Annotated in this window: 28 protein-coding genes, 1 rRNA gene and 1 pseudogene; 26 read left to right on the forward strand and 4 right to left on the reverse strand. The window is 40.8% G+C overall.

The genetic code is table 11. The features are described from left to right. The first annotated feature begins 13 nt into the window (after nt 1–13). From MKY77_RS01210 to MKY77_RS01245, 8 genes are all read left to right on the forward strand, one after another. Complete coding sequence (locus MKY77_RS01210) at nt 14–3262, forward strand: phage tail spike protein (RefSeq protein WP_342515617.1); 3249 nt, start codon at nt 14–16, stop codon at nt 3260–3262. 14 nt (nt 3263–3276) lie between these two features. Next, nucleotides 3277–3639: a hypothetical protein gene (locus MKY77_RS01215; protein WP_339148414.1), complete on the forward strand. Its 363-nt coding sequence runs from the start codon at nt 3277–3279 to the stop codon at nt 3637–3639. 68 nt (nt 3640–3707) lie between these two features. Continuing rightward, the gene (locus tag MKY77_RS01220; protein ID WP_339148415.1) at nt 3708–4133 is read left to right on the forward strand and encodes a DUF1617 family protein; all 426 of its coding nucleotides are present in this window, start codon (nt 3708–3710) and stop codon (nt 4131–4133) included. Further along, the gene (locus tag MKY77_RS01225) at nt 4130–4342 is read left to right on the forward strand and encodes a hypothetical protein (RefSeq protein ID WP_339148416.1); all 213 of its coding nucleotides are present in this window, start codon (nt 4130–4132) and stop codon (nt 4340–4342) included. The genes MKY77_RS01220 and MKY77_RS01225 overlap by 4 nt, the downstream gene beginning before the upstream one ends. 64 nt (nt 4343–4406) lie before the next feature. Continuing rightward, entirely contained in the window at nt 4407–4646 is a 240-nt protein-coding gene (locus tag MKY77_RS01230) for a hemolysin XhlA family protein (RefSeq protein WP_339149928.1), read from the forward strand. A 14-nt stretch (nt 4647–4660) separates the two neighbouring features. Further along, nucleotides 4661–4915, forward strand: a complete 255-nt coding sequence (locus MKY77_RS01235; RefSeq protein ID WP_339148418.1) for a hypothetical protein — start codon at nt 4661–4663, stop codon at nt 4913–4915. Nucleotides 4916–5255: 340 nt separating this feature from the next. After that, entirely contained in the window at nt 5256–6044 is a 789-nt protein-coding gene (locus MKY77_RS01240) for a LysM peptidoglycan-binding domain-containing protein (protein ID WP_339148419.1), read from the forward strand. Nucleotides 6045–6126: 82 nt separating this feature from the next. Continuing rightward, nucleotides 6127–6852 carry a hypothetical protein gene (locus MKY77_RS01245; protein WP_339148420.1) on the forward strand — a complete coding sequence of 242 codons (726 nt, stop codon included), beginning with the start codon at nt 6127–6129 and terminating at the stop codon, nt 6850–6852. On the opposite strand, the gene MKY77_RS01250 is transcribed toward MKY77_RS01245, so the two are convergent. Next, nucleotides 6849–7001 carry a hypothetical protein gene (locus MKY77_RS01250; protein ID WP_339148421.1) on the reverse strand — a complete coding sequence of 51 codons (153 nt, stop codon included), beginning with the start codon at nt 6999–7001 and terminating at the stop codon, nt 6849–6851. The genes MKY77_RS01245 and MKY77_RS01250 overlap by 4 nt on opposite strands. 216 nt (nt 7002–7217) lie before the next feature. Here MKY77_RS01250 and MKY77_RS01255 point away from each other — a divergent pair, with 216 nt between their 5' ends. The 3 genes from MKY77_RS01255 (at nt 7218) to MKY77_RS01265 (ending at nt 9578) form a co-directional block, all read left to right on the forward strand. Further along, nucleotides 7218–8498, forward strand: coding sequence for a hypothetical protein (locus MKY77_RS01255; RefSeq protein ID WP_339148422.1), 1281 nt, complete (start codon nt 7218–7220; stop codon nt 8496–8498). Further along, a complete protein-coding gene (locus MKY77_RS01260; protein ID WP_339148423.1) occupies nt 8498–8668 on the forward strand; it encodes a hypothetical protein in 171 nt (56 codons plus the stop codon). Before MKY77_RS01255 ends, MKY77_RS01260 begins: the two co-directional genes overlap by 1 nt. A gap of 646 nt (nt 8669–9314) precedes the next feature. Beyond that, nucleotides 9315–9578 carry a YolD-like family protein gene (locus MKY77_RS01265; protein ID WP_339148424.1) on the forward strand — a complete coding sequence of 88 codons (264 nt, stop codon included), beginning with the start codon at nt 9315–9317 and terminating at the stop codon, nt 9576–9578. Nucleotides 9579–9587: 9 nt separating this feature from the next. Here MKY77_RS01265 and MKY77_RS01270 read toward each other — a convergent pair whose 3' ends face one another. Further along, on the reverse strand, nt 9588–9785 hold the full coding sequence (locus tag MKY77_RS01270) for a helix-turn-helix domain-containing protein (protein ID WP_339148425.1): 198 nt from the start codon (nt 9783–9785) through the stop codon (nt 9588–9590). Between the two features lie 268 nt (nt 9786–10053). Between MKY77_RS01270 and MKY77_RS01275 the strand changes: the two genes are divergently transcribed. The 12 genes from MKY77_RS01275 to MKY77_RS01330 all read left to right on the forward strand — a co-directional run bounded on the left by MKY77_RS01275 (nt 10054) and on the right by MKY77_RS01330 (nt 19516). Further along, nucleotides 10054–11352: an FtsK/SpoIIIE domain-containing protein gene (locus tag MKY77_RS01275; RefSeq protein ID WP_339148426.1), complete on the forward strand. Its 1299-nt coding sequence runs from the start codon at nt 10054–10056 to the stop codon at nt 11350–11352. Continuing rightward, nucleotides 11300–11869, forward strand: a complete 570-nt coding sequence (locus tag MKY77_RS01280; RefSeq protein WP_342515618.1) for a replication-relaxation family protein — start codon at nt 11300–11302, stop codon at nt 11867–11869. The genes MKY77_RS01275 and MKY77_RS01280 overlap by 53 nt, the downstream gene beginning before the upstream one ends. Then, nucleotides 11866–12288, forward strand: a complete 423-nt coding sequence (locus MKY77_RS01285; RefSeq protein ID WP_339148428.1) for a hypothetical protein — start codon at nt 11866–11868, stop codon at nt 12286–12288. The genes MKY77_RS01280 and MKY77_RS01285 overlap by 4 nt, the downstream gene beginning before the upstream one ends. Before the next feature lie 78 nt (nt 12289–12366). Further along, on the forward strand, nt 12367–12477 hold the full coding sequence (gene rpsI, locus MKY77_RS01290; RefSeq protein ID WP_339148429.1) for a 30S ribosomal protein S9: 111 nt from the start codon (nt 12367–12369) through the stop codon (nt 12475–12477). Between the two features lie 463 nt (nt 12478–12940). Beyond that, nucleotides 12941–14212 (forward strand): MFS transporter, encoded by a 1272-nt coding sequence (locus MKY77_RS01295; RefSeq protein WP_339148430.1) that lies wholly within the window; start codon nt 12941–12943, stop codon nt 14210–14212. Further along, nucleotides 14199–14792 carry a TetR/AcrR family transcriptional regulator gene (locus tag MKY77_RS01300; RefSeq protein WP_339148431.1) on the forward strand — a complete coding sequence of 198 codons (594 nt, stop codon included), beginning with the start codon at nt 14199–14201 and terminating at the stop codon, nt 14790–14792. Before MKY77_RS01295 ends, MKY77_RS01300 begins: the two co-directional genes overlap by 14 nt. A 219-nt stretch (nt 14793–15011) precedes the next feature. Beyond that, a complete protein-coding gene (locus MKY77_RS01305; RefSeq protein WP_339148432.1) occupies nt 15012–15440 on the forward strand; it encodes a hypothetical protein in 429 nt (142 codons plus the stop codon). A gap of 22 nt (nt 15441–15462) precedes the next feature. Continuing rightward, the gene (locus MKY77_RS01310; RefSeq protein WP_339148433.1) at nt 15463–16233 is read left to right on the forward strand and encodes a hypothetical protein; all 771 of its coding nucleotides are present in this window, start codon (nt 15463–15465) and stop codon (nt 16231–16233) included. A 28-nt stretch (nt 16234–16261) separates the two neighbouring features. Then, nucleotides 16262–16705, forward strand: coding sequence for a hypothetical protein (locus MKY77_RS01315; RefSeq protein ID WP_339148434.1), 444 nt, complete (start codon nt 16262–16264; stop codon nt 16703–16705). Nucleotides 16706–17072: 367 nt separating this feature from the next. Continuing rightward, nucleotides 17073–17513, forward strand: a complete 441-nt coding sequence (locus MKY77_RS01320; protein WP_339148435.1) for a YbaK family protein — start codon at nt 17073–17075, stop codon at nt 17511–17513. Between the two features lie 62 nt (nt 17514–17575). Continuing rightward, nucleotides 17576–18298, forward strand: coding sequence for an N-acetylmuramoyl-L-alanine amidase CwlD (gene cwlD, locus MKY77_RS01325; protein WP_339148436.1), 723 nt, complete (start codon nt 17576–17578; stop codon nt 18296–18298). A 171-nt stretch (nt 18299–18469) separates the two neighbouring features. After that, entirely contained in the window at nt 18470–19516 is a 1047-nt protein-coding gene (locus MKY77_RS01330; RefSeq protein ID WP_339149929.1) for a P-loop NTPase, read from the forward strand. 44 nt (nt 19517–19560) lie between these two features. On the opposite strand, the pseudogene gerD reads toward MKY77_RS01330, so the two are convergent. Then, nucleotides 19561–20194 (reverse strand): annotated as a pseudogene (gene gerD / locus MKY77_RS01335) (spore germination lipoprotein GerD). Nucleotides 20195–20352: 158 nt separating this feature from the next. Here gerD and MKY77_RS01340 point away from each other — a divergent pair. Further along, the gene (locus MKY77_RS01340) at nt 20353–20952 is read left to right on the forward strand and encodes a KinB-signaling pathway activation protein (RefSeq protein WP_339148438.1); all 600 of its coding nucleotides are present in this window, start codon (nt 20353–20355) and stop codon (nt 20950–20952) included. 39 nt (nt 20953–20991) lie between these two features. On the opposite strand, the gene pdaB is transcribed toward MKY77_RS01340, so the two are convergent. Further along, the gene (gene pdaB / locus MKY77_RS01345) at nt 20992–21756 is read right to left on the reverse strand and encodes a polysaccharide deacetylase family sporulation protein PdaB (protein ID WP_339148439.1); all 765 of its coding nucleotides are present in this window, start codon (nt 21754–21756) and stop codon (nt 20992–20994) included. Nucleotides 21757–21897: 141 nt separating this feature from the next. Between pdaB and MKY77_RS01350 the strand changes: the two genes are divergently transcribed. Next, on the forward strand, nt 21898–22134 hold the full coding sequence (locus MKY77_RS01350; protein WP_237665332.1) for a hypothetical protein: 237 nt from the start codon (nt 21898–21900) through the stop codon (nt 22132–22134). Between the two features lie 350 nt (nt 22135–22484). Beyond that, nucleotides 22485–24036, forward strand: a 16S ribosomal RNA gene (locus MKY77_RS01355). Nucleotides 24037–24065: the final 29 nt, after the last annotated feature.

Below are 24065 nucleotides of genomic sequence, written 5' to 3' on the forward strand. Positions count from 1 at the left end.
AATATTATGCACCTTGGAAAACAAAATCAATGCCCCTTCCTTTTTCGATGACACACATATTGAAAACATTAAAAATCTCGAAACATATGATTTTACTATGTTGGCCACCATTCCTAATGCTGCACATGCTACAAGGCGAAACCGTGTAATAATCCCTGATGACGATGGACATTATCGGGAATTTATTATCTTAGACACGATCCAGCTCAATAAGAAAAGACAAGTAAAAACAGTAGCCTCCTATATCGAATTGAAGAAGAGTAAGCGAATTTCTCCAATTGTTTTAGAAGGCCAAACAGTCAATATGTCTATGGATTGGATACTAGCAGGTACCGGGTGGCAACGGGGAATCACAGAGTATGCCGGAATACGTAAAGTAACCATAGAAAACTATCAGGATCCTTACCAGACATTAAAACAACTTGCTAGTTTATATGGACTAGAGCTTCGTTTCCGGATTGAAGTGGACGGCAGCCGTATTGTTGGTAGATTCGTGGATATGATTAAAAAACGAGGACAGGATACCAAGAAAGAAACAAGGATTGGAAAAGACCTCATTGGGGTGGAACGAATTGAAAACTCGGATATCGTCACTGCTCTTCGAGTGCTGGGGCCTGAGCAGGAGGACGGGGACAGGCTAATCGTTGAAGTGAAAAACGAGGAAGCCAGGAAACGATGGTCCCGGGATGGTAATCATCTATGGGAAGATTATGAACCGTCTATCTCTGAAGAAAACGTAACGACAGCACGATTAAAGGAGCTTGGGGAAGCACAGTTAGCCAAGCGAATAAACACCACTGTCCAATATACAGCTGAAGCAGTAGCGATGGAGGAAGTGTTTGGCTACACGCATGAAAAGGTCCGTCTAGGTGATACCAATCGGATCATTGATACTTCCTATGTGCCCCCATTGTATTTAGAAGCAAGGGTTATCGAAATTCAACGATCCATTGCAGCTGGTAAAGTAAAACGAAAATATGTCCTTGGCGATTTCATCGAGTACAACGAAGAAGACCTGAAGAAGACCTTCTTGCAACTGCAAATCCTATATGGCCAAAAAGTAATCCGAAGAGATACCCCTCCACCTAACACACGGCAAGGGATGGTATGGGTAGATACTAGTGGAGAACTGGACGTTATTTATACATGGAATCATTATGCACAAAAGTGGGAGAAAGCCACTCCTACCTCTGCTGAAGAAGTAGGGGCATATGACAAAGAAACGGTAGACAACAAGGATAAGAGTGTGTTTGATGATGCAACCTGGTACACAGACGTTGTATCTGAGGAGAAAAAGCAAGAGGTTATCGATTATACAAACAAGGAAATCCAAACGCGTGAACTTGCTATCATCCGACAAGATACAGAGCCTCCTGGAACCAACTATGCTATAGACCAACTATGGCTTAGAAGCACAGATGATGTGTATTTTAAGTGGACTGGTTCCGAGTGGAAGCAAATCACTCCGAGTCTCGCTGCACTTGGAGAAAAAGCTGGTCTTGAGTATGTGGATGGAAAATTATTAACCAAGGCAAACAAGGGAGAAACATATACCATAGTGGAAGTGGACAATGCTCTGGATTCTAAGGTTAGTTTAATAACTTATACCTCTGATCAGGACGGAATCGTTCAACGTTTTATGAGTGCTGAAAGTCGGATATCTCAAACAGAAGAAGCAATCACGAGTAAAGTCTCCCAGATTTCATTTGATGCAGTGGAAGAAAGAGTCAGTTCAGCTGAGTCTAGGATAATCCAACACGCTTCCTTAATTGAAAGTAAGGTAAGTCAATCCGTTTATGAGTCGGATCGTAATGGACTTATTTCTAGGTTGAATAATGCGGAATCGTCGATCACTCAACAAGCTAATGAAATTACGCAACGAGTCCGAACCGAGGAATACCTAATTGACCAGAATGCCCTCAAATCAAGAGTTCAAACAGCAGAATCCACTATCACGCAGCATGCGAGTGAGATTGCCCTACGGGTAGAGAAGAACGGGGTAGTTGCAGCCATTAACCTTAGCTCGGAAGGTACCAGGATCCTTTCGTCCAAAATTCACATTGATGGAAATGTGACCTTTGCGAATGGATATGATCCCACGAAAATACAAGTTGGAGGAACCAATATTTTTAAAGGTTCCATGTTACAACAAACCGCCGCATGGGGCACTAATGCTACTCAAATAAGAACTGCTTTAGAGATTGGATACAGCGCGAGAGTAAATTATGGTGGGGGCGGTACAAATTTCGGCTTACAGTTAAGTAGTAATACTATTTATAGAAAGACCGAGATTATCCAAGGGAAAACCTACACGCTTTCTTTTGATGTGAGGGGAAATACAGAGAATTTGAATTACACCTATCTTATGAGGGGGGATGGCTCAAACGTATCTTTCCCCAATATAAGTGTAAATTTAGATACTTCAAATTATACAAGGGTTTCTGTTTCTTTAACTTCACCTTGGTCTACGCAAGTGGGTTATCTGTTAATCGGTTCAACAGACGCATCAGTTGGCGGTAAATGGATTGAAGTTAAAAACGTTATGTTAGAGGAAGGAAATAAAAATACTTCCTGGGAGCCAAACCCTTTTGAAATAACAGAAGAGTTTCAAGCATGGAAGTTTCCAAACACCACCGAGATTGACGGCGGAAAGATTAGAACTAACACAATCACTGCTGTACAAATTAATGTAAGCTCTCTTTCTGCGTTAAGTGCGAATCTCGGAACAGTGATAGCTGGAAGTCTGTCCGGTGTAAGTATCTCTACTATTGGAAGTCAAGGCTCCGTTTCGCTATCTGGAGATAGAGTGGAATCCACAAATGCAAGTCGAATTGCACGCCTTTCCAATGGTGAAGGCCTTTTTTCTAGTAATTCCTTAGTAACGATGGTAACAGACAGTAATGGGATTCAATTACGTTCAGAAGAAAACGGATTACCTTGGTCTAGTCTGCAGTTTAGTAGAATAATTGCGAATACGCATGACGCTACTTTATACGCTTCAAGAGATATAGTCCTTTCAGGAGGCCGTGATATCAACCTTACTCCTGGTGTCGGCAGAGGCATCAATGTGCAAGGGAATTTAAATATCAATAGATTAAGGGGATTAAGTGATCCGGTGAAGTTCTTCCTAGGCATAGGAGATGCTCAAATAGATATGACAGGCGGGGACTTACGTATTATGAGAGATAACAATAACTATGTCCGAATCAATAATGGCAGTATCCAATTCTATACCAATGGTACACTGAAGCACACTATTTAATTAAGGAGGGTATAATGGCACCAATACTGAACTGGAAAAAAGAAGTCACGTATTCTTTCAGGTTTCTCGAAACGGAGCATAAGGAATACATGTATGTAAATGAGATTGATGGCAAACGTTATCGTTTGGCCGATGACAACCCTGCTTTTGGGATGAATCCAACCAGCCATCCCTCTACCGGAGAGGAACACACTATTATTGAGGCGGAACTTGTAGGTGAATACTTAAGGAGAGTGACACCCACACTCAAGCGATACGAACTAGTTTACTACCTTCCTGACATCGAAAAATATGTTTTCCTAAACTATGAGGAAGAAACAAGCGACTATCCAGGGGAAAGTGGAGCAAGATTCTATTTCATATCTATTCCATTCTAAATAAAGTAATCAAACAGGCAGGTACTCCTTGCCTGTTTTTAATTTAACTAAAATTGGAGGAACACTTAATGAAAATCAAATTGAAATATGCGTACATTGGAGAGATTATTACATTCCTAATCAACCTGGATCTTACAGGAAAGCAAAATAGACACCGAATCCGATTGGTGAACACGCTACGGGAAAAGTATAAACAGATTGCCGAAGAAGAAATGACCCTTATAAAGGAGTATGCTGGTGTGGATGAAGAAGGGAATCCAAACAGAAAAGATGGTGTATTTGCCATTAAGGATGTTAAGGGCTTTAAAAACCAACAGGACGAGTTATTTGAAGAAGAATATGTACTTGAGGGTGGTGATTATCATGGAATGTTAAAAACCATGAAGCCAATTGTCTTGGATTATGAAGGTAAAGTAAGTGGGAGAGAAGCCTTTGTATTGGACCATCTTTGCGAAGCTTTTGAAAATGCAGAACAGGAGAGTGACAAAGAATGATCATTTTAATAAGATATACCAACGTCCAATGGACCGATGAAGGGGAAGTAAGCTCTGTCCTAGTAAACTTCAGCGGACATACCTCAGACAGGAATATTAACATAAACGGAAACATTCCTTTGACTGCAGAAGAGTATCAAGGTAACGAAGCAATTTCAGCATTAACCGGCATTGTGAAGCAACATTTAGCAGCACAATTATCGGAATAATAGATAGAGAAAGGGGGCATATGTTCCCTATGATAGGGGGGTAAAGTCATTGGAGGCACAGCCTATGAACAGATATGAACAAGATATGGTGGACGCAAAAACAGAAATTAAATTACTTCGGAATGAAGTTAATGATGTGAAGCTTACCGTAGCCAAACACGATGTGAAAATCGAAGCTATCAATAAATCTATAAATAAAATTGAAGAAAATACCACTTGGATAAAACGGACAATAATCGGGGCAATTGTTACTGGAGTCATTACAGGAGCGATTGCTATTTTTTATGCCGTTTTACAAAACTAAGGGAGGAAGAGTTTATGTACACAAAACCACAAACATGGAAAGACTGGGGCATTTTATTAAGCGCTTGGGGATCTGCAGTAGCTTTGTTTTTGACTGCAGTGTTTGGATGGGACCTTGAGAAGTATGTTGGTCCATTTGTATCAGTAGTCATGCTATCAGCCTTTCTTGCATGGAATATATGGGGAATCTGGAAGAACACCTATGTCAGCAAAGAGGCGCAACAACTGAAAGAGAACGCGTTAAAAGCACAAGGATTAATCAAGAAATAGAGCTGCCATTCGTGGTGGCTTTTTCTTTTACAAAAACTTAAGGAGCGATTTTATGCTGTACAAATTTGAAACACTACCTCAATTGGTTGACCTTCGTAATTCTTTACCCAGTAAGGGAAACTTATCGAAAAGAAGAACATCGTTAAAGGACTTAGTCCGAGTCTGGCACCATAGCTTAACACGTAAACATCTTTCTGGATCCACTGCATTAGGATTTGCCAATTATCATGTAAACACGCTGGGTTGGGAACGAATTGGATACACTTTTGTTATTGAACCACAAAATATCATAGATACTCCAAACGGAAAGCGTGCTCGCATAGTATATGCAAACAATGTGTTGGACAGATCTTACCACGTTGGTGATAGCAACGACTTTTCCTTAGGTAGTTGTGTGGCTGGTGACTACCGCTATGACGAGTTAGACGATGCAACGATAGCTAGTATGGTTGACCTACACCTTGCATTAAAAGCTGATAAGATTGGTAAAGAGGACAAATCTCATCACGAAATGACAGGGTATGCGTGGAAACAATGTGCAGTCTTTAATTATGCTGTAGCATTAAACTTTAAGCCGAACAAACCAGTCGATAAGACTTTACCAGATGTTTATACGGTCCAACAAGGTGACACTTTATGGGGATTAGCGAAAAACGATAGTCGTTTTACTGTGGAAGATTTGATGCTTTGGAATAACATTAAGGATCCCTCCAAACTAAAAGTCGGTCAAAAATTGCTATTTAAGCAACCTGAAGTGAAGAATAAACCAGTTACACCACCTACTTCTCAACAGAAAGCACCAACGAGTGTCGTAGATTATCTTAATAGTATTGGTGTTGATTCATCCTTTGCCAACCGTACAAACCTCGCTAGGCAACATGGCATCAACAACTATACTGGTACTGCTGCACAAAACTTGCAATTGTTGGACAAGTTACGAAACCAACCTAGCAAACCAGCTGCACCTAAGGGCGATCAAAAGACCAATAGTATTGTTGATTACTTGAATTCCATAAAACAAGATTCATCTTTCGCTAATCGTGAAAAGTTGGCCAAGCAACATGGGATTAAGAATTACAAAGGGACTGCAGCTCAGAACACTCAGTTGTTAAATAAGTTACGAAAATGATATAAAGGCCTCCCTTTTGGGGGGCTTTTTGCAGGAATTTTAAAATGAACCTAGAATATAAACTATATTGAGGTGAAAGATATTGGAACAGTTTATATCGCTTATTGTTTTTTCTCTACCAGGATTACTTGCGTATTTATGGATCCAGATGTTTGGATTGAATCCAACCGTTAAACATAATCCCACAGAAATAGTAGGTTTAGCAGCGCTCTTGTGGGCACCTACGACCATTCTATCAGTATTAACTTATAACCTTTTATATTTTATCTTTGACAATTTTTTAGGATTTTTAAAGATTGATATCTCAAGTCTAACTTTAAGATATATAATTAATATAAACGATATAAATGAGATGTCCTTAAGTTTAGTTTTCTTATTATATTACTTAATGTTAAGTGGGCTGTTTAGTTTTATAGTGGCATGGGTATGGGTAACTTATATTTATAAATATATGATGGATTTGGTGAATTGGGTTAGAGTAAAAAGAAAGATATCCAAACTTTCGCAAGAAACAACAGTTTGGGATAGTTTCTTCTTGAAGTTGGAAGAAAATAAGGAAAGCCCAATAGTAATAGAGATGTATAAAATAGATAAACCAGAAGAAAAACAATATGGTTCAATTATAAGAATGTCCCGTCCTTTTGAGACGGAACGCGCTTTGATTTTACATGACTCAGAAAATTGGAAACTAGCATATAATCATTTTCAGTATAGTATTAAAAGATCATATGTTGATATTAAATCAGGCATTATTATCAATGAATTAGATGTTCCTCCACCACAAGTAATCGAATCATTAGATAACTAACTCTTTTTTGGAGGAACTGTAGGTGCACTATAGGCAGGTCTTTCACCAGACCTAATACGACCAGGGGTAGTAGTTGCGATCTTAGGCACTGTAGGTGCCTTTGCTGCTGGTCTTGAAATAGAATAATCTTTCCTTGTATTTCTACTCATCAAAACTCTCCTTTCTAAATATCTATGTAAAAACCATACATCGTATATTTCGACATCGGGGAGTGTTTCTCCTTTTATTCAACCCTCTTAAGTTTCATTTCCGTATCTTACTCTTGTTTAAAAGTATTTATTCAAATTGCAGAGTAAAAGTAAATAAAGAAGGATTCATATAAAATATGTCGAATATTCATTCTGTTAGGTAATAGGAGGGATAAGATGACAGCTGAAATCGGAATTCTTAATCGATCCGGAGTCGCTCTTGCAGCTGATAGTGCTGTAACAATTGGAGGGGAAGGTAATCAAAAAGTATATAATTCCGCAAATAAATTATTTTCCCTTTCTAAGATACATCCTGTAGGGATTATGATTTACGGCGGAGCGGATTTTATGGGTGTACCATGGGAAACAATTATTAAAACATATAGAGGTAAATTGGGAGATGCTAAATTTGATACTTTGCAAGAGTATGCGGACCATTTTATAAAGTTCTTTGTAACGGATAACAGGTTTTGCAATAATCACACAGAATACGATTTGGTGCATAAAATCTTATATAGTGAACTAATGGACATGCTAAATTATGAGGTTAATCCGAAAATTAATGAATTAACAGGAACAGGAGAACCTGTTCATAATTCTGATGTTGAAAAAATATTAACTTCAGTTTTAGAGAATAGAATCAATAAATTAAATTCAAACTCAGAAATAATACATAATCCCACTTTTGTAGAGAGTTTTGTTGATAAACATAGAAATACAATATTAGATTTATTAAGAAAAGTTATTAATTTCGAACTACAAACACATGTCATTGATTCATTTGTGGACTTTTGTACTAAGTTAATCAAATCTGATACTTTTTCTAAAAATCACTCAGGTATAGTGATTTCAGGTTATGGGGAAAATGAAATATTTCCTAGTTTATTGGACTATAAAATTGAGGGGATATTTCTGGGGGAACTGAAAGCTAAAGAATCTCAACCAATAAAAATTAATTCATATAGTGATGAAGTTTACTCTACAGCTGCGATGAGACCATTTGCACAAAAGGAAATGGTGTATTCTTTTATGAATGGCCTAGAGCCCTCCCTCCAGGATAATATTATGCAAATAATATATAATACGATAGAAGCATATAATCAAATATTAATTAAAGATTTTTCAATAGACAAGAAATTTACTGAAGGAGTTCCGAATGTTATTGTCGAAAATATACACAGGGAACTCGATAAAATTCAATCTACTTACTATGCGCAACCGATAATGGATATTTTAGAAGTGCTCCCAAAAGAAGAGCTAGCAGCTATGGCGGAAGCGTTGGTAAATCTTACATCATTTAAAAGAAGAATAAGTATGGAAGCTGATTCTGTAGGTGGTCCTATTGATGTGTGTGTCATTACCAAAGGAGATGGCCTAGTTTGGATAAAAAGGAAACATTATTTTGAACCTGAACTTAATTATAATTTCTTCAAAAATTACTTAAAGGGGATAGACTAATGCTAACTCAATTTTTTTCAAGTGATAAGTTAGTTAAAGTGGAAAATCAAAGTTATTTTAACATCTCTAGCAAAGAAAAGTTGATTTTTGAATTAAAGAAAAATGAATCTAATGTAGTAAAATATGCTACTGAAAATATTGTAAAAAATTTAAATGAATTAAATCGATAGACCATCTAACCCCTTATAATAAGGGGTTTTTCTATTTTAACTTTATGGATTTTATCAATTTGAGGATTAATGAAATAACTGTTATATAGTTAGCTTAGAATTTGGTCGATACCTACGATTGTTTCCTTCGTTATTAGGATGTAAGAGGTAAAACTGCCCTGCCCCAAAAGTTATAAGGCGAGGGTCCACGCCGTCAGAGAAAGGTGCAAAAAGGTAAAAAGCCCTCCTTTTATTCACAAGGGCTTTTTAAGTTTATTTGTCTTCTCTTTCTCTACTTTTAAACTCATAGTAATTTCTTCACCATGCGCAAGATTTTATTCTTCTAAGTAATTTACTGTCAATTTATTATGTTCAGATTTATAAAAAATAGGAACATTCGTTCGTTTGTTAACTTGAATAGGAACATTCGTTCGTTTATAATTAGGAGGTCTTATCGATGGTAAATTTACGTAACAGAATAAACGAAGTAATGGAAATGATATATATTAGCAATAAAGGAGAATTAAGCAAAAGAAGAGTAAAAGTTCTAAGTGTACAGGAAGATGCATTTCGAGCCTATTGTTGTTAGAAAACAACAACGTATTTTTAAAATGGTAAATGTATTATCGATAAGACCAGTTCAGAGCGTTAGGAGAGGTGCATAGAAATGATGTTAGCTAAGCCAAAAAAAATGAAAAAAGCTTCTAGGCCAAGTAGAGATGAATTTGAGATGGAAGAGTTGGGGAACGCAATTGAAGAGGCTTATCGGGAAAAAAGTGAAGTAATTGTGACTATCTGGCAACGTGATCCACTTAAAGGCAATATTACAAAGTTGGATGGGCAAACAAAAACTGTCCACATTTTGAGTGGGTATGATACTCATAAAGTAAAGTTTATCGACATACTAAAAGTGGAAAGCGCACCTCGTTAATGAGGGCGCTTATTTTATTTGATCTCCCCATAAATCTTCGACTGTAGTATTCAAAGTCCTTGCTATACGGATTGCAGATGGTAAAGAAGGCAATGACTCTCCTCTAACAATTAAGCTATATGCACCATTTGAGAGACCGGACTTTTCTGCAACGAACCCCTGTTTAATTCCAGTTTCTTTATGTAATTTCTTCAATTTACTTTCCATATACACATCACCCTGATTTATATATTCTGTGAAAAAATAACATGTCCTCTAAAAAATTTTGTTTTAGGACAAACAATTGTTTTCATACGCTTTACTATTCAGTATTACAGTCGCTATCATCTACGTGTACAAACGCCGTTATTAACTTCGCAAGATGCACGCAAAAACGCATTACCAAAACCAATAGTGTCAAGGGTTTGAGATATCTCTTCACTATGCGTTTAAGGTGCAACTATTTATTACTAAATAATAAATACGGGGTGAAGAAATGTTGTTTGAAATCATCACTACAACTGTAGCAGCTGGGCTAGTTGGATTAAGTTATTTTAAAAACTCTGAACTTGATGATGGAGAGAAAATCAAGAAAATCGCGGTTAATTGTGGACTTTATGTAAAGGAAGGTGAAGAGATTAAGACAATTCAATTATATAGAAAAGAAACTCGAGAGTGGGGAAAGGAGTATGTGTACCGGATCCCTCTAGGTCTTTCGTTTAATGATTTTGAAAAAAGATTAAGCAACCTTAGAGACGGAATAAACAATAGGAAAGGCATCATTGATTGGAACATAATAAAAAAGATTCAATATAAAAAGGGGTTGATTCATCAGTTAAAGGAAATGATGGGGAACCGGTATATTTCTGACAAGGATGTAGAGTTGAGCTTTGATGGGATGTTACACATTAAAGTATTAGATCGTCACCTACCATCAAAATATGATTTTGAGGTAAACGTTCTTTCTAAAGAGGATAATTGGAAAGTCCCTCTAGGGGAATCTAGGTATGGATTTGTAAATCATGATCTGGAAGCTGGGCATATCACTTTGGCTGGAGCAACCAGGAAAGGAAAGACTGTCTTTCTAAAATTACTTATTACATCACTTATATTAAAACAGCCTGACAAAGTGAAATTAACATTAATTGATCTCAAAGGAGGATTGGCATTTACCCGATTTAAAAACGCAAAACAAGTAGAAGAGGTGGCTACAAACTTAGATGAATCCCTTCGTGCTTTGATAAGAATCAAAAAAGAAATGGATAATCAAAAGGAGTGGATGGATCAACATGGATGCGAAGACATTAAAGAAGCTAGGCTTGGCACTCGACATTTCATTGTGGTTGATGAAGCAGCACAAATCTCGCCGCACATCCTCACAAACAAAGAAGAAAAGGAAAAAGCAAAGAAGTGTGAAGAAGCGCTCTCGGAAATAGCAAGAATTGGTGCTGGACTTGGGTACAGACTCATCTATTGTAGTCAATATCCAACTGCAGATGTTATGAACAAACAAATAAAACAAAACTGTGATACTGTCATAACTTTTAAGTTAAGGGATGCGGTTGCTTCACGAGTGGTTTTAGATGAGAGTGGAGCCGAGAAATTAGAGGTAGCAGGAAGGGCAATATATAAAACACCAGATGGCACCAAAATTGTGCATACCCCCTTCATAACAAATGGCCAAATAGAGGCACTTATAGCTCCACATATAGTTAATAAGGTTCAAAAGGAGGAGTTGAGGCTTGAAAAACCAAAAGAAGTTGGAGGAAATACTTTTAAGTTTGAAGAAATGTGACTACCTCTCCAGGGAGCAGTTACAACGTATGCATCGATTAGGAAAAGACCGAAATGCGCAGAGAATACTTAGTAATATGGAAGAGTTTATTTCCTACTTTCACGAAAATAGAAGGAAAATCTACTACTTAAATGCAGCTGGTCGAGAGATGGTGCAAGCAGTAAAGAAACGAAAGAAAACAGTACAGGTGAATCATTACTTAATGAGAAACGATCTTTATATTCATAAAGGAAGACCGTCTTCATGGAAAAACGAAGTTAAAATCTCCATTAATAAAGTAGCCTTCATAGCAGATGCCGTCTATATTTCAAACAAAATCCACAAATTTATAGAAATCGATTATAAACAGTCCATGGTTAAAAATGTGCAGAAAATTAAAAAATACAAAGATTTATCCACAGTTAATCCACACTTTTCACTTATCTGGGTAACAACTACACCTTATCGAAAGAACAGGCTAGAACAACTTTGTCAGGGCTTGCGAGGTAAAGTCTATCTATGGGAGGATCTAAAATGAGAACTGAATCCATTTCCTTTGGAGAGTTTATGTCAGGAAGTTATAAGCAAAAGAAAAAGGTTACTGATTTGAATTGGAAGTATATGAGGAGAGTGGCGACATCTATGGCAATTCCACTGATTGCAACAAAACCAGTGTTCGCTGATTCGCCAGAAGTCATTTCGGTAGGTGCTACCCAATACTTGGGTGAGAAATCTTTGGAAATCATTGCTCATGCACTAGACCCTCTTGTAGATTTAATGGTAGCACTCAGCTTTCCGGTTTGTTCTGTCATCATTGTAGGATCCTGTTTCTTCTTTATGTTAGGTAAAAGCGAGAGGGGATGGACTGGAATACAAAATGCAGGGCTCGGGTATGTACTTATTCAGTTAATGCCAATGTTACTGACAGTATTAAAAGAAATTGGTAGTGCTATATAAAATTGACCAACTTTTGACCATTTTTACAATGTTTTTGAATAGAACTACATGTAGAAATTTTTGTTTAAAGAAGAGAAATTGCACAGGAGAGTAAACTCCCGAGAAGTTGTGTATAGGGATGATATGAAAGAGCGTAAAAAATACGGACTTAAGGGCGCTCGTCGTGCACCTCAGTTCTCAAAACGTTAATCTTCGGATTCCAATATGGAAAACCCCCGGCCCTTTGTGGTTGGGGGTTTTTTGGTGTTCCGGAAACAAAATTTTTATGGGGGAACTGTGTACATATTTATATAGGCATCGAGCTCCAGCACCCGTACTGGAATTGCGAGTCATCTCAGTAAATCAACGCCAATGTTTAATCCTGCTTTAATTTTTTGGCTTTGTTAAAGTTAATTGTTGATAATAACCTGTTTCTAGCTGGTGATTGGAGCAAAAGGCGTAGACTCCAGCGGGAGAGTAGCGACAATCTCGAGACCCCGCAGTGGAACGAGGAGGCTCAAGGTCGCCCTCTGGATAAGCGAAGCCTATTGCGGAAATCAACAGCGACGTTTAACAGAGCCAATTTTTTTAAAAAAAAGGTATTAAAACGACACTTGTGTCGATATAATAGTTTTAGATAGACACTGATGTCGTTATTATTGGAGGGAATGGGATGGACGTGAAGTTGAACAGAAATAGAGGGTTTCTTACGCTGATGTTGGCACAGTTGATTTCAAGTTTGGGTGATTGGTTGAGTATTGTTGCGATAATGACGCTTGTGGGATTGAAGTGGGAAGCCTCTCCGATGGAAGTCTCCTTTGTAATTTTGAGCCTAGCAATTCCAATGGCGCTTTTGGGGCCTTTCGCAGGGACAGTTGCAGACAGGGTGAACCGGAGAACGCTGATGGTGATTTCGGACCTTGGTAGAGCGGTGCTTATATTGATACTTGCCTTCGCAAGCTCGATTTGGATGGTGTATGTGTGTTTGTTTTTCATTGGAATGCTGTCCGCTGTCTTTGTTCCCGCTAAGAATGGTAAACTGAAGGAACTCGTACATCAGGAGCATATGAAGAGTGCCATGTCCATCACCTCCATGATCGATGCAAGTACAAAGGTGATTGGTCCGTTGCTGAGCGGGTTATTGGTTACGGCATTCAGTACGCAGCTTGTTTTCTATATAGACTCGGTGACTTTTATCCTCTCGGCCCTGTTATTATTCATCTTGCCGAAAACGGTTAAAGAGACAGTGGTACCAACTGAAGAGTCAGGGGATATGAATAAAACTTCTTTTAAAGAGGAGTTTGTGGAAGGAATGGCCTTTATCAAAGGAAGCCGCTATTTGCTGGTCGGAATGCTGGTGCTTGGAATCAGCCTTTTAATCTTGCAGCTATCCGATTCCCAGATTATCGTATTGGTAAGGGAGCTCTCACAGGCTTCACCCGACCTTTTTGGATTTATCGTCACGGCTTCAGGAATCGGCATGCTCTTATCAGGGGTCCTGCTGGCCAAGAAAACAGACTATCATGCCCTCAGCCTCATGTTTCTCGGGGTATGCGGCCTTGGCTTGGGATTTGGCATGATGGCAGTATTGACCGGAATTGATGCAACATTATCCACCCTATGGGGACCTGCGCTTGGATTATTGGCCGGATTTGCAGCTGGACTAGTTTTCATCCCGTTTCAGGCTGCTGTTCAAACGAGTACACCTGTTCACATGACAGGCAGGGTCTTCGGGGTGATAAACAGTGTAACCACAACAGCGACCATAATCGGACCTTTGTTGGGAGGTTGGCTTGCCACTGTATGGGGTGTGTTACCTACTTTTATCATTACAGCATCCCTATTGGTCGTCATTTCGATACTGGGACTCACTTTTAAAAATAATATAGAGCGGGGGAAGATCAGTGTCTCCGAAAGTCAGCAAGGAACACATGGAACAACGTAGAGCTTATATATTGAATAAAGCAAAAGAGGTTTTTATCGAGCATGGCTACGAAAAGACCACAATGAAGCACATCATGGAGAAGGCGAACATAAGCCGTGGCGGCTTGTATCAGTACTTTTCCAATAAAGAGGATGTGTATGAAACCATACTGGATGAAGCATTGAAAGAGTCCATGAAGAATAGTGCCGAGCTTCTGAAAGATAATGCGGCTTCCCACTGGGAGCTGCTGCTTTCCTGTATGTTTGGTAAAGGGGGAAGGCCAAACGATAAGATGGATCCGATGGGGCCTTCCAATCTGGAATTTTTCATTTCGGGAAGAAAGGATCAGCGCAGAAGGGAGTATGGGAAGGTTCGTTATGAAAATGGTGTGAAAATATACAGGGACATCATTGAACAGGGTCAGGAAAGAGGGGAATTCCAACCATCTTTCCAAAGTGAAGTTCTCGCACGGTCCATTGTCACTTTCCTGGATGGTCTGGCTTTAGACCATACCATTCTGCCCAGTGAAGACCTCAAAATAAAAGAGCAGGCTGAGCTTTTTGTGGAATTTTTGAAAATAGCATTAGGTATGAAGAAATAGCCCCCGCCCCTTTATTGGCTGGGGTTTTTTGTTATGCTCGGCCTTCCTACCTAAGCATTATTTCACAGCCCATATGGAAAATTAGTAAAAAATAGGTAATAACAACCAAATTTTACTTGTTCTATATAGTGAATAAAATAGGCATTATGCAACTTAACATAAATCGGGACATGCTATATCATTAGTTCTTAATAAAGAAAAAATAGCAAAGGGGGATGAATGGCCATAAAGAATAAACGCATGATCATGTGTCTATCACTGACCTGTTTCTTCGTCGCTGGCAGCCAAGTTCAGGCAGGCAGCAGCTGGAACAACCTTAAAGATTGGGTGGCAGGGAAATGGAACAGCTACTCCGATAACAACAGTGAATGGATTACTAAAGACATCTTTTCAAAACAACTCCAAGAAACAGATAACTCCCACCACTCCTTAGAACTAGAAGAATTCATTAATTCCACCACATCTTCATCAAAGCGTAAGATCGAACTCCAACAACAGACATACCTTCAACAATTAACACAAGCGAAAAATCAACTGAACCAACATCCACTAGGCACTTATTACGAAGAGCGCCAAGTGAAATTAGATGTAGAACTGACACAGGAACTCGAACAATATCTTGCTGAATTATTAGGTGAAAAACAATAAATCCCTAAAAGGAGCGATATATATGTCTTGGAAAAAGAAATTAGTAGCAGGTACGGTAGCAGTAGGTTTGGTTTCGGGTGTTGGATTGACTTTTGCGAGTGCGAGTGAGGATTCGCTCTTAAGGCAGTGGTATAACGGTATTTTTGGTACTACACAACAATCCATCTTGGCGGATAATGAAGCAAATGCAACTGCTGCATTTGAAAGCTGGGCAGCAAATACGGAGCAACTTAAGGCAGGAGCAGGCTTGAAGATCAATGAAACAATGGCGGCGGAGCTAACAAGGGCAGGCACGGAAATCATGAGGGTAAAAGAGGGGCATCTTGCTTCATTGGATGCGGAGAAATTGGCTTTGCTTGATAATATGAACTATCAGGTGTACCAGCATATCTTCTTGGAAGGTTATTTCGCCATCCAGAATCAAGGAGATGCAGCCTTAGGAACTGTGCGTGAAGGATTCCGTGATTACACCAGCGAGACTGGACAAGCTGCCGTTAATGAAATGACGCAAGAGTTGACGTCTGCGAAGAACTCGGCGGTTTCCGAACTTGAAGGTGCCATTGAACAGGCAAAAGCGGAACTGTCCGCACAGCTTGCGATGGAAGAGCAGGTGAGCAGATACAATTTAGAGCGGCAGATCACCTTCAAATTGAACGACTTGCGTGAGGCATTGACAACCATCATCAATGGTTTGGTAAGAGAACAGCAAAATATCATAACAGCCAAGGCATTGGAGCTGGAAGAGGAAGCGAAAGCAAGCCTTGATGAGGTGATGAACAGTATCAATGACTAACATTGGGGATTTCTATGAGGTGAAGTGATTGAGTAAAGTGAAGTATAAGAAGCTATTCGTTGTTGCGATGATGATCATGGTACTTCTTTTTACGGCAGAATGGAAAACGGCCTTTGCCAGCTCCAGTATCCAAACCTTGTTGACCAATTGGTTTGAAGGGGAAAAGCAGGAATCGATTCGTTCTCTAGAAATGGAGATCACGAAGCAGAAAGAAGCGCAGATGGCCATATTAAAGAAAGAAATAGCAACCACACTTGCGAATGCCAATCAAGAGCTTGCAAACTTTACAGCACATGAGGCGGAAAAGAGCAAGGAAGAGCTGAAAGCTTATACAAACGCTCTGTTACAAACGATGGAGTTTGATATGGAGGGACAACAAGAGCAATTTTTGTTGGAAGTGGAGCGGATTATGGAAGAAGCGTATGAAAAGCTTGAGCAAGCCCGAGCAGAATCCATAGAGAATACGGAATGAAATCTTGCCTGTACTTAAATGTGCAGGCTTTTTTTGTTTTGAAAGATGGCTCTGTTAAAGCAAACTGTTGGTTTTGCAACAACCTAGCTGTTGATTGTAGCAATAGGCGAAGACTCCTGCGGGGGAGTAGCGACATTCTTGAGACCCCGCAGGGCGTAGCCCGAGGAAGCTCAAGGTCGCCCTTTGGATAAGCGAAGCCGTTTGCGGAAATCAACAGCTGTGTTTAACAGAGCCTAAAAGATAGTTCCAATCCAAGCTTTATAAAGCAAATACATTCCAAATTCATACTTGGAAAAACGTACTCATTCTTTGTACGCATGAAAGCCCACGCCCTTTAGGAAACTAAACGGGAAAGGGTGTGAAAGCGATGACTGTAGTAACAACCTTCAAGGAAAAACGCAGAGAAAAGCAGATGAAGTATGAGCGAAAAATGCTGCGTGAAATATCACTAGAGGTTTTGCGGACGAAGGTGAAGGATTTTTTTTCACCATACTTAAAAAATAAAAAGCAGGTTACTGCCATTGAAGAGGGATGCCTGGATGTTGCCATTGAGGCGTATCTCCTAGGTGCATCATATAGTAAGTTTGGATATTACGGAGAAAGTGCGGAGATGGTGAAAACGCGCTGTCATGTAGAAGAAAAATACCTGATTGATACCCTATACGACTATTTCCTTTATTGGGGCTCGATCGGTGATAATGATATGGTACATGAATCTTTTTATATGACATGCGATGCCTTCGTCGACTACTGGTGGCGTGAAGGCTTCCATAAAGGTGAAAAAAGGTACCGAATGAGGCTGCACTAATTATCATAATCTTCCCCCTTGTCCCATATAGTTTATAGAGCGGACATGCGGGAGGGATACATATGCGAAGGTGGAAGTTCTGGGCGTTTCTAACAGCAGCCTTAACGGTGACAGCCGTTTTTCAATTTCAGTTATTTTCTGAAGATACATGGGAACAATGGAGCCTCCCTTTAAGTGGGAAAATTATCATTCTTGATCCCGGTCATGGGGGACCTGATGGCGGTGCTGTTGGTGGGGACGTGCTGGAAAAGGATGTGGCCCTGCAGGTATCGAGGTATGTGAAAGACTATCTCCAGGAGCAGGGAGCCTTGGTATTGATGACGCGTGAGGAAGATGTAGATCTTGCAGACCCTGGGACAAAAGGCTACAGCCGTAGAAAAGTGGAAGACTTGCGAAAAAGGATTGAGATGATCAACGAATCAGATGGCGACCTCTTTCTCAGTATCCACTTGAATGCCATCCCATCTCCAAGATGGAGGGGTGCCCAAACCTTCTACCACGGCGGCAAACATGATAAAAATGAACGATTGGCGAAATTCATCCAGGAGGAATTTCGGGTCAATCTTGAAAATACAAACCGATATGCTAAATCGATGAATAGCCTATTTATATTGAAGAATGCAAAGATCCCTGGTGCCCTCGTGGAAGTGGGTTTCTTATCCAACCCATCGGAGCGGGCCCTGCTAAACACAGAAGAATACCAAAAGGCACTCGCTGCATCCATCTATAACGGAATCATGAGACATTATACCGATGAAAAGGAACTACCAGATCCCCCTCAATAATAGAAGGGGATTTTTTTGTTTAGGCTAACCATGTTGATTTCGAGTGAAAGGCGTGAAGACGCCAGAAACGGAAATCAATAATTCCATAAGAAATAAGCCTTATGTTATACTGGTATTGTAAACGAATTCAATTCTGAAAATAGACTATTATCACATAAGGGTGGGGTCATGTTGTTAACAGAAGCTAAAGTTGTACAGTTATTGAAAGATCTACAAGATCCGTTTTTACATAGAACGTTCGAAGAAACAAATGCGATTCAAGAAATCTCCATCAAAGAGGAAAAGAACCATGTAAGTGTGAAAGTGGCACTTGCCAAAACAGGCACCGCAGAACAGATGCAACTGCAGGGCACAATCGTCAACCTTTTAAAAGAAGCGGGCGCCTCAACAGTGGGCCTGCGTTTTATGGAACTCCCGCAAGAAGTGGTAGAACGCTTTGGGGCTGCAGCGCCTAAAGAGGAAGAGACACTTCTGCATAGTAATAAAACAACGTTCCTTGCAATTGCTTCCGGAAAAGGCGGTGTGGGAAAATCAACGGTATCCGTCAACTTGGCTGTATCCCTTGCACGTTTAGGGAAAAAGGTAGGATTGATTGATGCGGATATCTATGGATTCAGCGTCCCGGATATGATGGGTATAACAAAACGTCCGATCGTGCGTGGGGAAAAGATCATCCCTGTTGAGCGTTTTGGGGTACAAGTGATCTCCATGGGCTTTTTTGTAGAAGACAACTCCCCAGTCATCTGGAGAGGACCGATGCTTGGAAAAATGCTCAATAGCTTCTTTAATGAAGTGGAGTGGGGCGACTTGGACTATCTCCTTTTAGATTTACCACCTGGCACAGGTGATGTGGCACTTGATGTGCACTCCATGCTGCCGTCCTGTAAAGAGCTCATCGTAACGACACCTCATCCAACAGCCGCTTTTGTTGCTGCCAGAGCGGGTGCGATGGCCATTAAAACAGATCATGAGGTAATTGGGGTCATCGAAAACATGGCCTACTTCGAAAGTAAGAAGACAGGCGAGAAGGAGTATGTTTTTGGCAAAGGTGGAGGAGAGAAGTTGGCGGAGGAATTGCAGGCACCACTACTTGGACAGCTTCCTCTTCAACAGCCTGATTGGAACGACGATGATTTCGCACCTTCCATCTACCAGCAAGACCATGACCTTGGGAAAATCTATCTGAACATTGCTTCCAAAGTGGTGGAACTGACATAAAAGAAAGAAGCAGACCCTTCGTACGAAGGGTCTGCTTCTTTCTATTAACCGCCTTGTTGTCCACCGCCGGAAGCTTCCTGGCCGCCTTCTGAGCCGCCGGATTGTCCTTCCTGGCCTCCACCAGAGCCTTGTTGCCCCCCCTGCATTTCAGAAGCGGCTTTCAACAAGATGTCCTGTATTTTAGCCATTGAACAATGGACTCTCAAATGTTTCGGTCATAACTTTTTGCAGGTGTTTTTTATATTCCTGCCCACTCATTACGGTGATCATCTGCTTTTCCATTTCGGGATCTTGCAGGATCTGTACCATCATTCCTTGATATTCAGGGTCCTTCATCAGGTCCTTGATGAGCTTTTCATGCTCGTCTTTCATGCTTTTTGCGAAGGTCTCTGCAAATTTTGGATCTTCAAAGGCTTTCTTCCAGAATTCGGTGCCTTTTTCACTGTCCAAAGTCTGCTCGATTGACTTGGTGACAACTTCCTGATCAAGGACAAAGTTAGCCTTCATCTTATCATCTGCCATAATTTCTTCAATCGCTTTCTTGCCATCATCTGTCTTTAATATATCCACAACCATTTTTTTGGTTTCTTCATAATCCATTTGGCCGCCTTTTTCACCCTGTGCACATCCTGAAAGCAACAGGAAAAGAAGGAGAGACGGCAAAAGGTAGCTTTTCATGAAAAAAACTCCTTCCATCTGGTTTTTCATACGTTTAATATGTGACAAAGTTAATGAAATATACAAATTTGCAAGCGCGCTATTATAGATTTTTACTGGTTGGATTGGTAAAATGGTAACTAGTGTCTTTAATCTGTGTAAAATGGAGGAAAAGAAAAGTGAACAGTCGTAATTGGGTTCGATTATTTCTTTCCACGTTACTAGTCGGAGCGGTAACCACCGTTATTGTTGCCTTCATAGTCCGTTGGGATCAACATACAGCACAATTTGCAGATGGGGAATATCTTCAATTCCTTTCCATCATTGCTTGGTATATTGGTGTGGGGCTTATATTCAGCATCATCAGCCAAATGGGTTTTTTCGCATATCTGACCATTCACCGGTTTGGTCTGGGAATCTTCAAGTCCCTTTGGAACGCAGTACAGATTGTATTGATCATATTTGTTCTGTTTGATTTGGTGTATTTCCGTTATATAGCTTTTGCAAATGATGGGGATTCCATGCTCCCTTATCTGGCCTTTCCGATTTTCATGCTCGTGTATGGCCTGCTTGTCGCATATGTAAAAAGTGCACAGACCAATAAGCATGCGTTTATCCCAGCCCTATTCTTTATGGTGGTGGTAACCACGATAGAATGGTTCCCAGCCCTAAGGGAGAATGAACCAGGATGGCTGTTATTTATGCTGTTTCCGTTATTGGCATGTAACTCATATCAGCTTCTATTGCTACACAGGCTGAATAATCCTGCAGCAAAATAAGAAAATGGCGCCTCTCCGTTTGGAAGAAGCGCCATTTTTCTATTGTACTTCCTTGCTATTTGCCTTCGTATTATTTATCAATTCCGTCACACTGCTTATATCATATCCCTTGCTCTTGATATATTGGATAATTTCCGGCAAAGCCTCCTCCGTTTGCTTGGCGGAGTCCGATGCGTGCAGGAGCACAATGTCTCCATTCGTGAGGTTCTTTGTCACATTATCCACGATGATCTCCTTGCCTGGGTTAATCAAATCATGGGAATCCACACTCCAATGCACAACAGTAAAGCCAAGGGAATTGGCGATTTCCAGAACTCTTTTATCAAAAGCGCCTTTTGGTGGGCGCAACAGATTGACCTTCTTTACTCCAAGCTTGTCGAAAACATCCAGCGACTTCAATATATCACGTTTCACTTTTAAATCTTCCAAGTCCCGGTAATTTTCATAAGCATAGCCCATACTGCCAATTTCGTGCCCGTCATCCATAATCCGTTTCACTATATCCGGGTGCCTCTCTGCCCAGGAAGCGGAAAGGAAAAAGGTCACCCCCGTCACGCCATTCTGCTTCAGCAAGTTGAGGATAGGTACTGCTTTCTCATCACCCCAGCTGATATCAAATGACAAAGCAACTTCTTTATTCTTCCCCTCGCCTTTATAAATAGCCCTTGGGCCATCCTTTGTTGAAAATACAGGCTGATTAGAAAAATTCTCTATATATAAGATCCCTGCAGTGAAGAATGCTGCCAATATGATAATGGATAATTGCTTGAGTTTTCTTCCGTTAATTACATAAAAGTTAATCATGCTTTGCCCCCTTGTCCACAGTGTCTACTCTCATAAATATTCAGGAGGACAAATCTTATGCAAAAAAAATCTAGGAAAATGTTTCATAAAAACCTGTTTGGTGGAAAAAATAACTATAAAGTAACTTTCAGAGGTGAAGAAATGTTAGGGATGTTATTTAATAATAAAGAAGTAAAAGAAATGGAATACCTGCTCAAACGCGAACTTGAAGAGCTATTACATGACTTCGAGGATAAACGTATCGATAGAGTGGTGAAGCACGCCATGGAAGAACGCTATCAAATACTCTATAAAATGTTCACGCGTATCGCACCGCAGACAGAATGCATGAAATATATCCGATCCAAGGCCGTCTTCAGGGAAAGGGAATCCTTATAGATCTTTAATACCACCGCAGTCACTGCGGTTTTTTGTTTGCCCATTTTAACGGTTAAAAAAACAATTAAAAAATAAATCCGAAAAACAGTTGACGCATAGAGAAAATGCATGGTATATTATTATTCGTCGCTGGGAGATGAACAACAGCTTGCACGATAAAAATAAAAAAACATGTTGACAACAACTTGCTCGATATGTTAAATTAGAAAAGTCGCCTCTGAGCGACAAAGCGATTGAAATGATCTTTGAAAACTAAACAAAACAACAGCGTCATAACGTTAATCCTACGGGATTAACAAAATGATTTAAGTAACACAAGCTAGCAAATTTTGAGCAAAAGCTCAGACTCTTTATTGGAGAGTTTGATCCTGGCTCAGGACGAACGCTGGCGGCGTGCCTAATACATGCAAGTCGAGCGGACCTTTCAAAAGCTTGCTTTTGAAAGGTCAGCGGCGGACGGGTGAGTAACACGTGGGCAACCTGCCTGTAAGACTGGGATAACTTCGGGAAACCGGAGCTAATACCGGATAATATAAGGAACCTCCTGGTTCTTTATTGAAAGATGGTTTCGGCTATCACTTACAGATGGGCCCGCGGCGCATTAGCTAGTTGGTGAGGTAACGGCTCACCAAGGCGACGATGCGTAGCCGACCTGAGAGGGTGATCGGCCACACTGGGACTGAGACACGGCCCAGACTCCTACGGGAGGCAGCAGTAGGGAATCTTCCACAATGGACGAAAGTCTGATGGAGCAACGCCGCGTGAGCGATGAAGGCCTTCGGGTCGTAAAGCTCTGTTGTTAGGGAAGAACAAGTGCGAGAGTAACTGCTCGCACCTTGACGGTACCTAACCAGAAAGCCACGGCTAACTACGTGCCAGCAGCCGCGGTAATACGTAGGTGGCAAGCGTTGTCCGGAATTATTGGGCGTAAAGCGCGCGCAGGTGGTCCTTTAAGTCTGATGTGAAAGCCCACGGCTCAACCGTGGAGGGTCATTGGAAACTGGGGGACTTGAGTGCAGAAGAGGAAAGTGGAATTCCAAGTGTAGCGGTGAAATGCGTAGAGATTTGGAGGAACACCAGTGGCGAAGGCGACTTTCTGGTCTGTAACTGACACTGAGGCGCGAAAGCGTGGGGAGCAAACAGGATTAGATACCCTGGTAGTCCACGCCGTAAACGATGAGTGCTAAGTGTTAGAGGGTTTCCGCCCTTTAGTGCTGCAGCTAACGCATTAAGCACTCCGCCTGGGGAGTACGGTCGCAAGACTGAAACTCAAAGGAATTGACGGGGGCCCGCACAAGCGGTGGAGCATGTGGTTTAATTCGAAGCAACGCGAAGAACCTTACCAGGTCTTGACATCCTCTGACACTCCTAGAGATAGGACGTTCCCCTTCGGGGGACAGAGTGACAGGTGGTGCATGGTTGTCGTCAGCTCGTGTCGTGAGATGTTGGGTTAAGTCCCGCAACGAGCGCAACCCTTGATCTTAGTTGCCAGCATTCAGTTGGGCACTCTAAGGTGACTGCCGGTGACAAACCGGAGGAAGGTGGGGATGACGTCAAATCATCATGCCCCTTATGACCTGGGCTACACACGTGCTACAATGGACGGTACAAAGGGCAGCAAAACCGCGAGGTCGAGCCAATCCCATAAAACCGTTCTCAGTTCGGATTGCAGGCTGCAACTCGCCTGCATGAAGCCGGAATCGCTAGTAATCGCGGATCAGCATGCCGCGGTGAATACGTTCCCGGGCCTTGTACACACCGCCCGTCACACCACGAGAGTTTGTAACACCCGAAGTCGGTGGGGTAACCTTTTGGAGCCAGCCGCCTAAGGTGGGACAGATGATTGGGGTGAAGTCGTAACAAGGTAGCCGTATCGGAAGGTGCGGCTGGATCACCTCCTTTCTAAGGAATGTACGCTTGTTGTTTTGTTT

It is taken from the genome of Sutcliffiella sp. FSL R7-0096 (assembly GCF_038595065.1).
GTDB lineage: Bacteria > Bacillota > Bacilli > Bacillales > Bacillaceae_I > Sutcliffiella_A.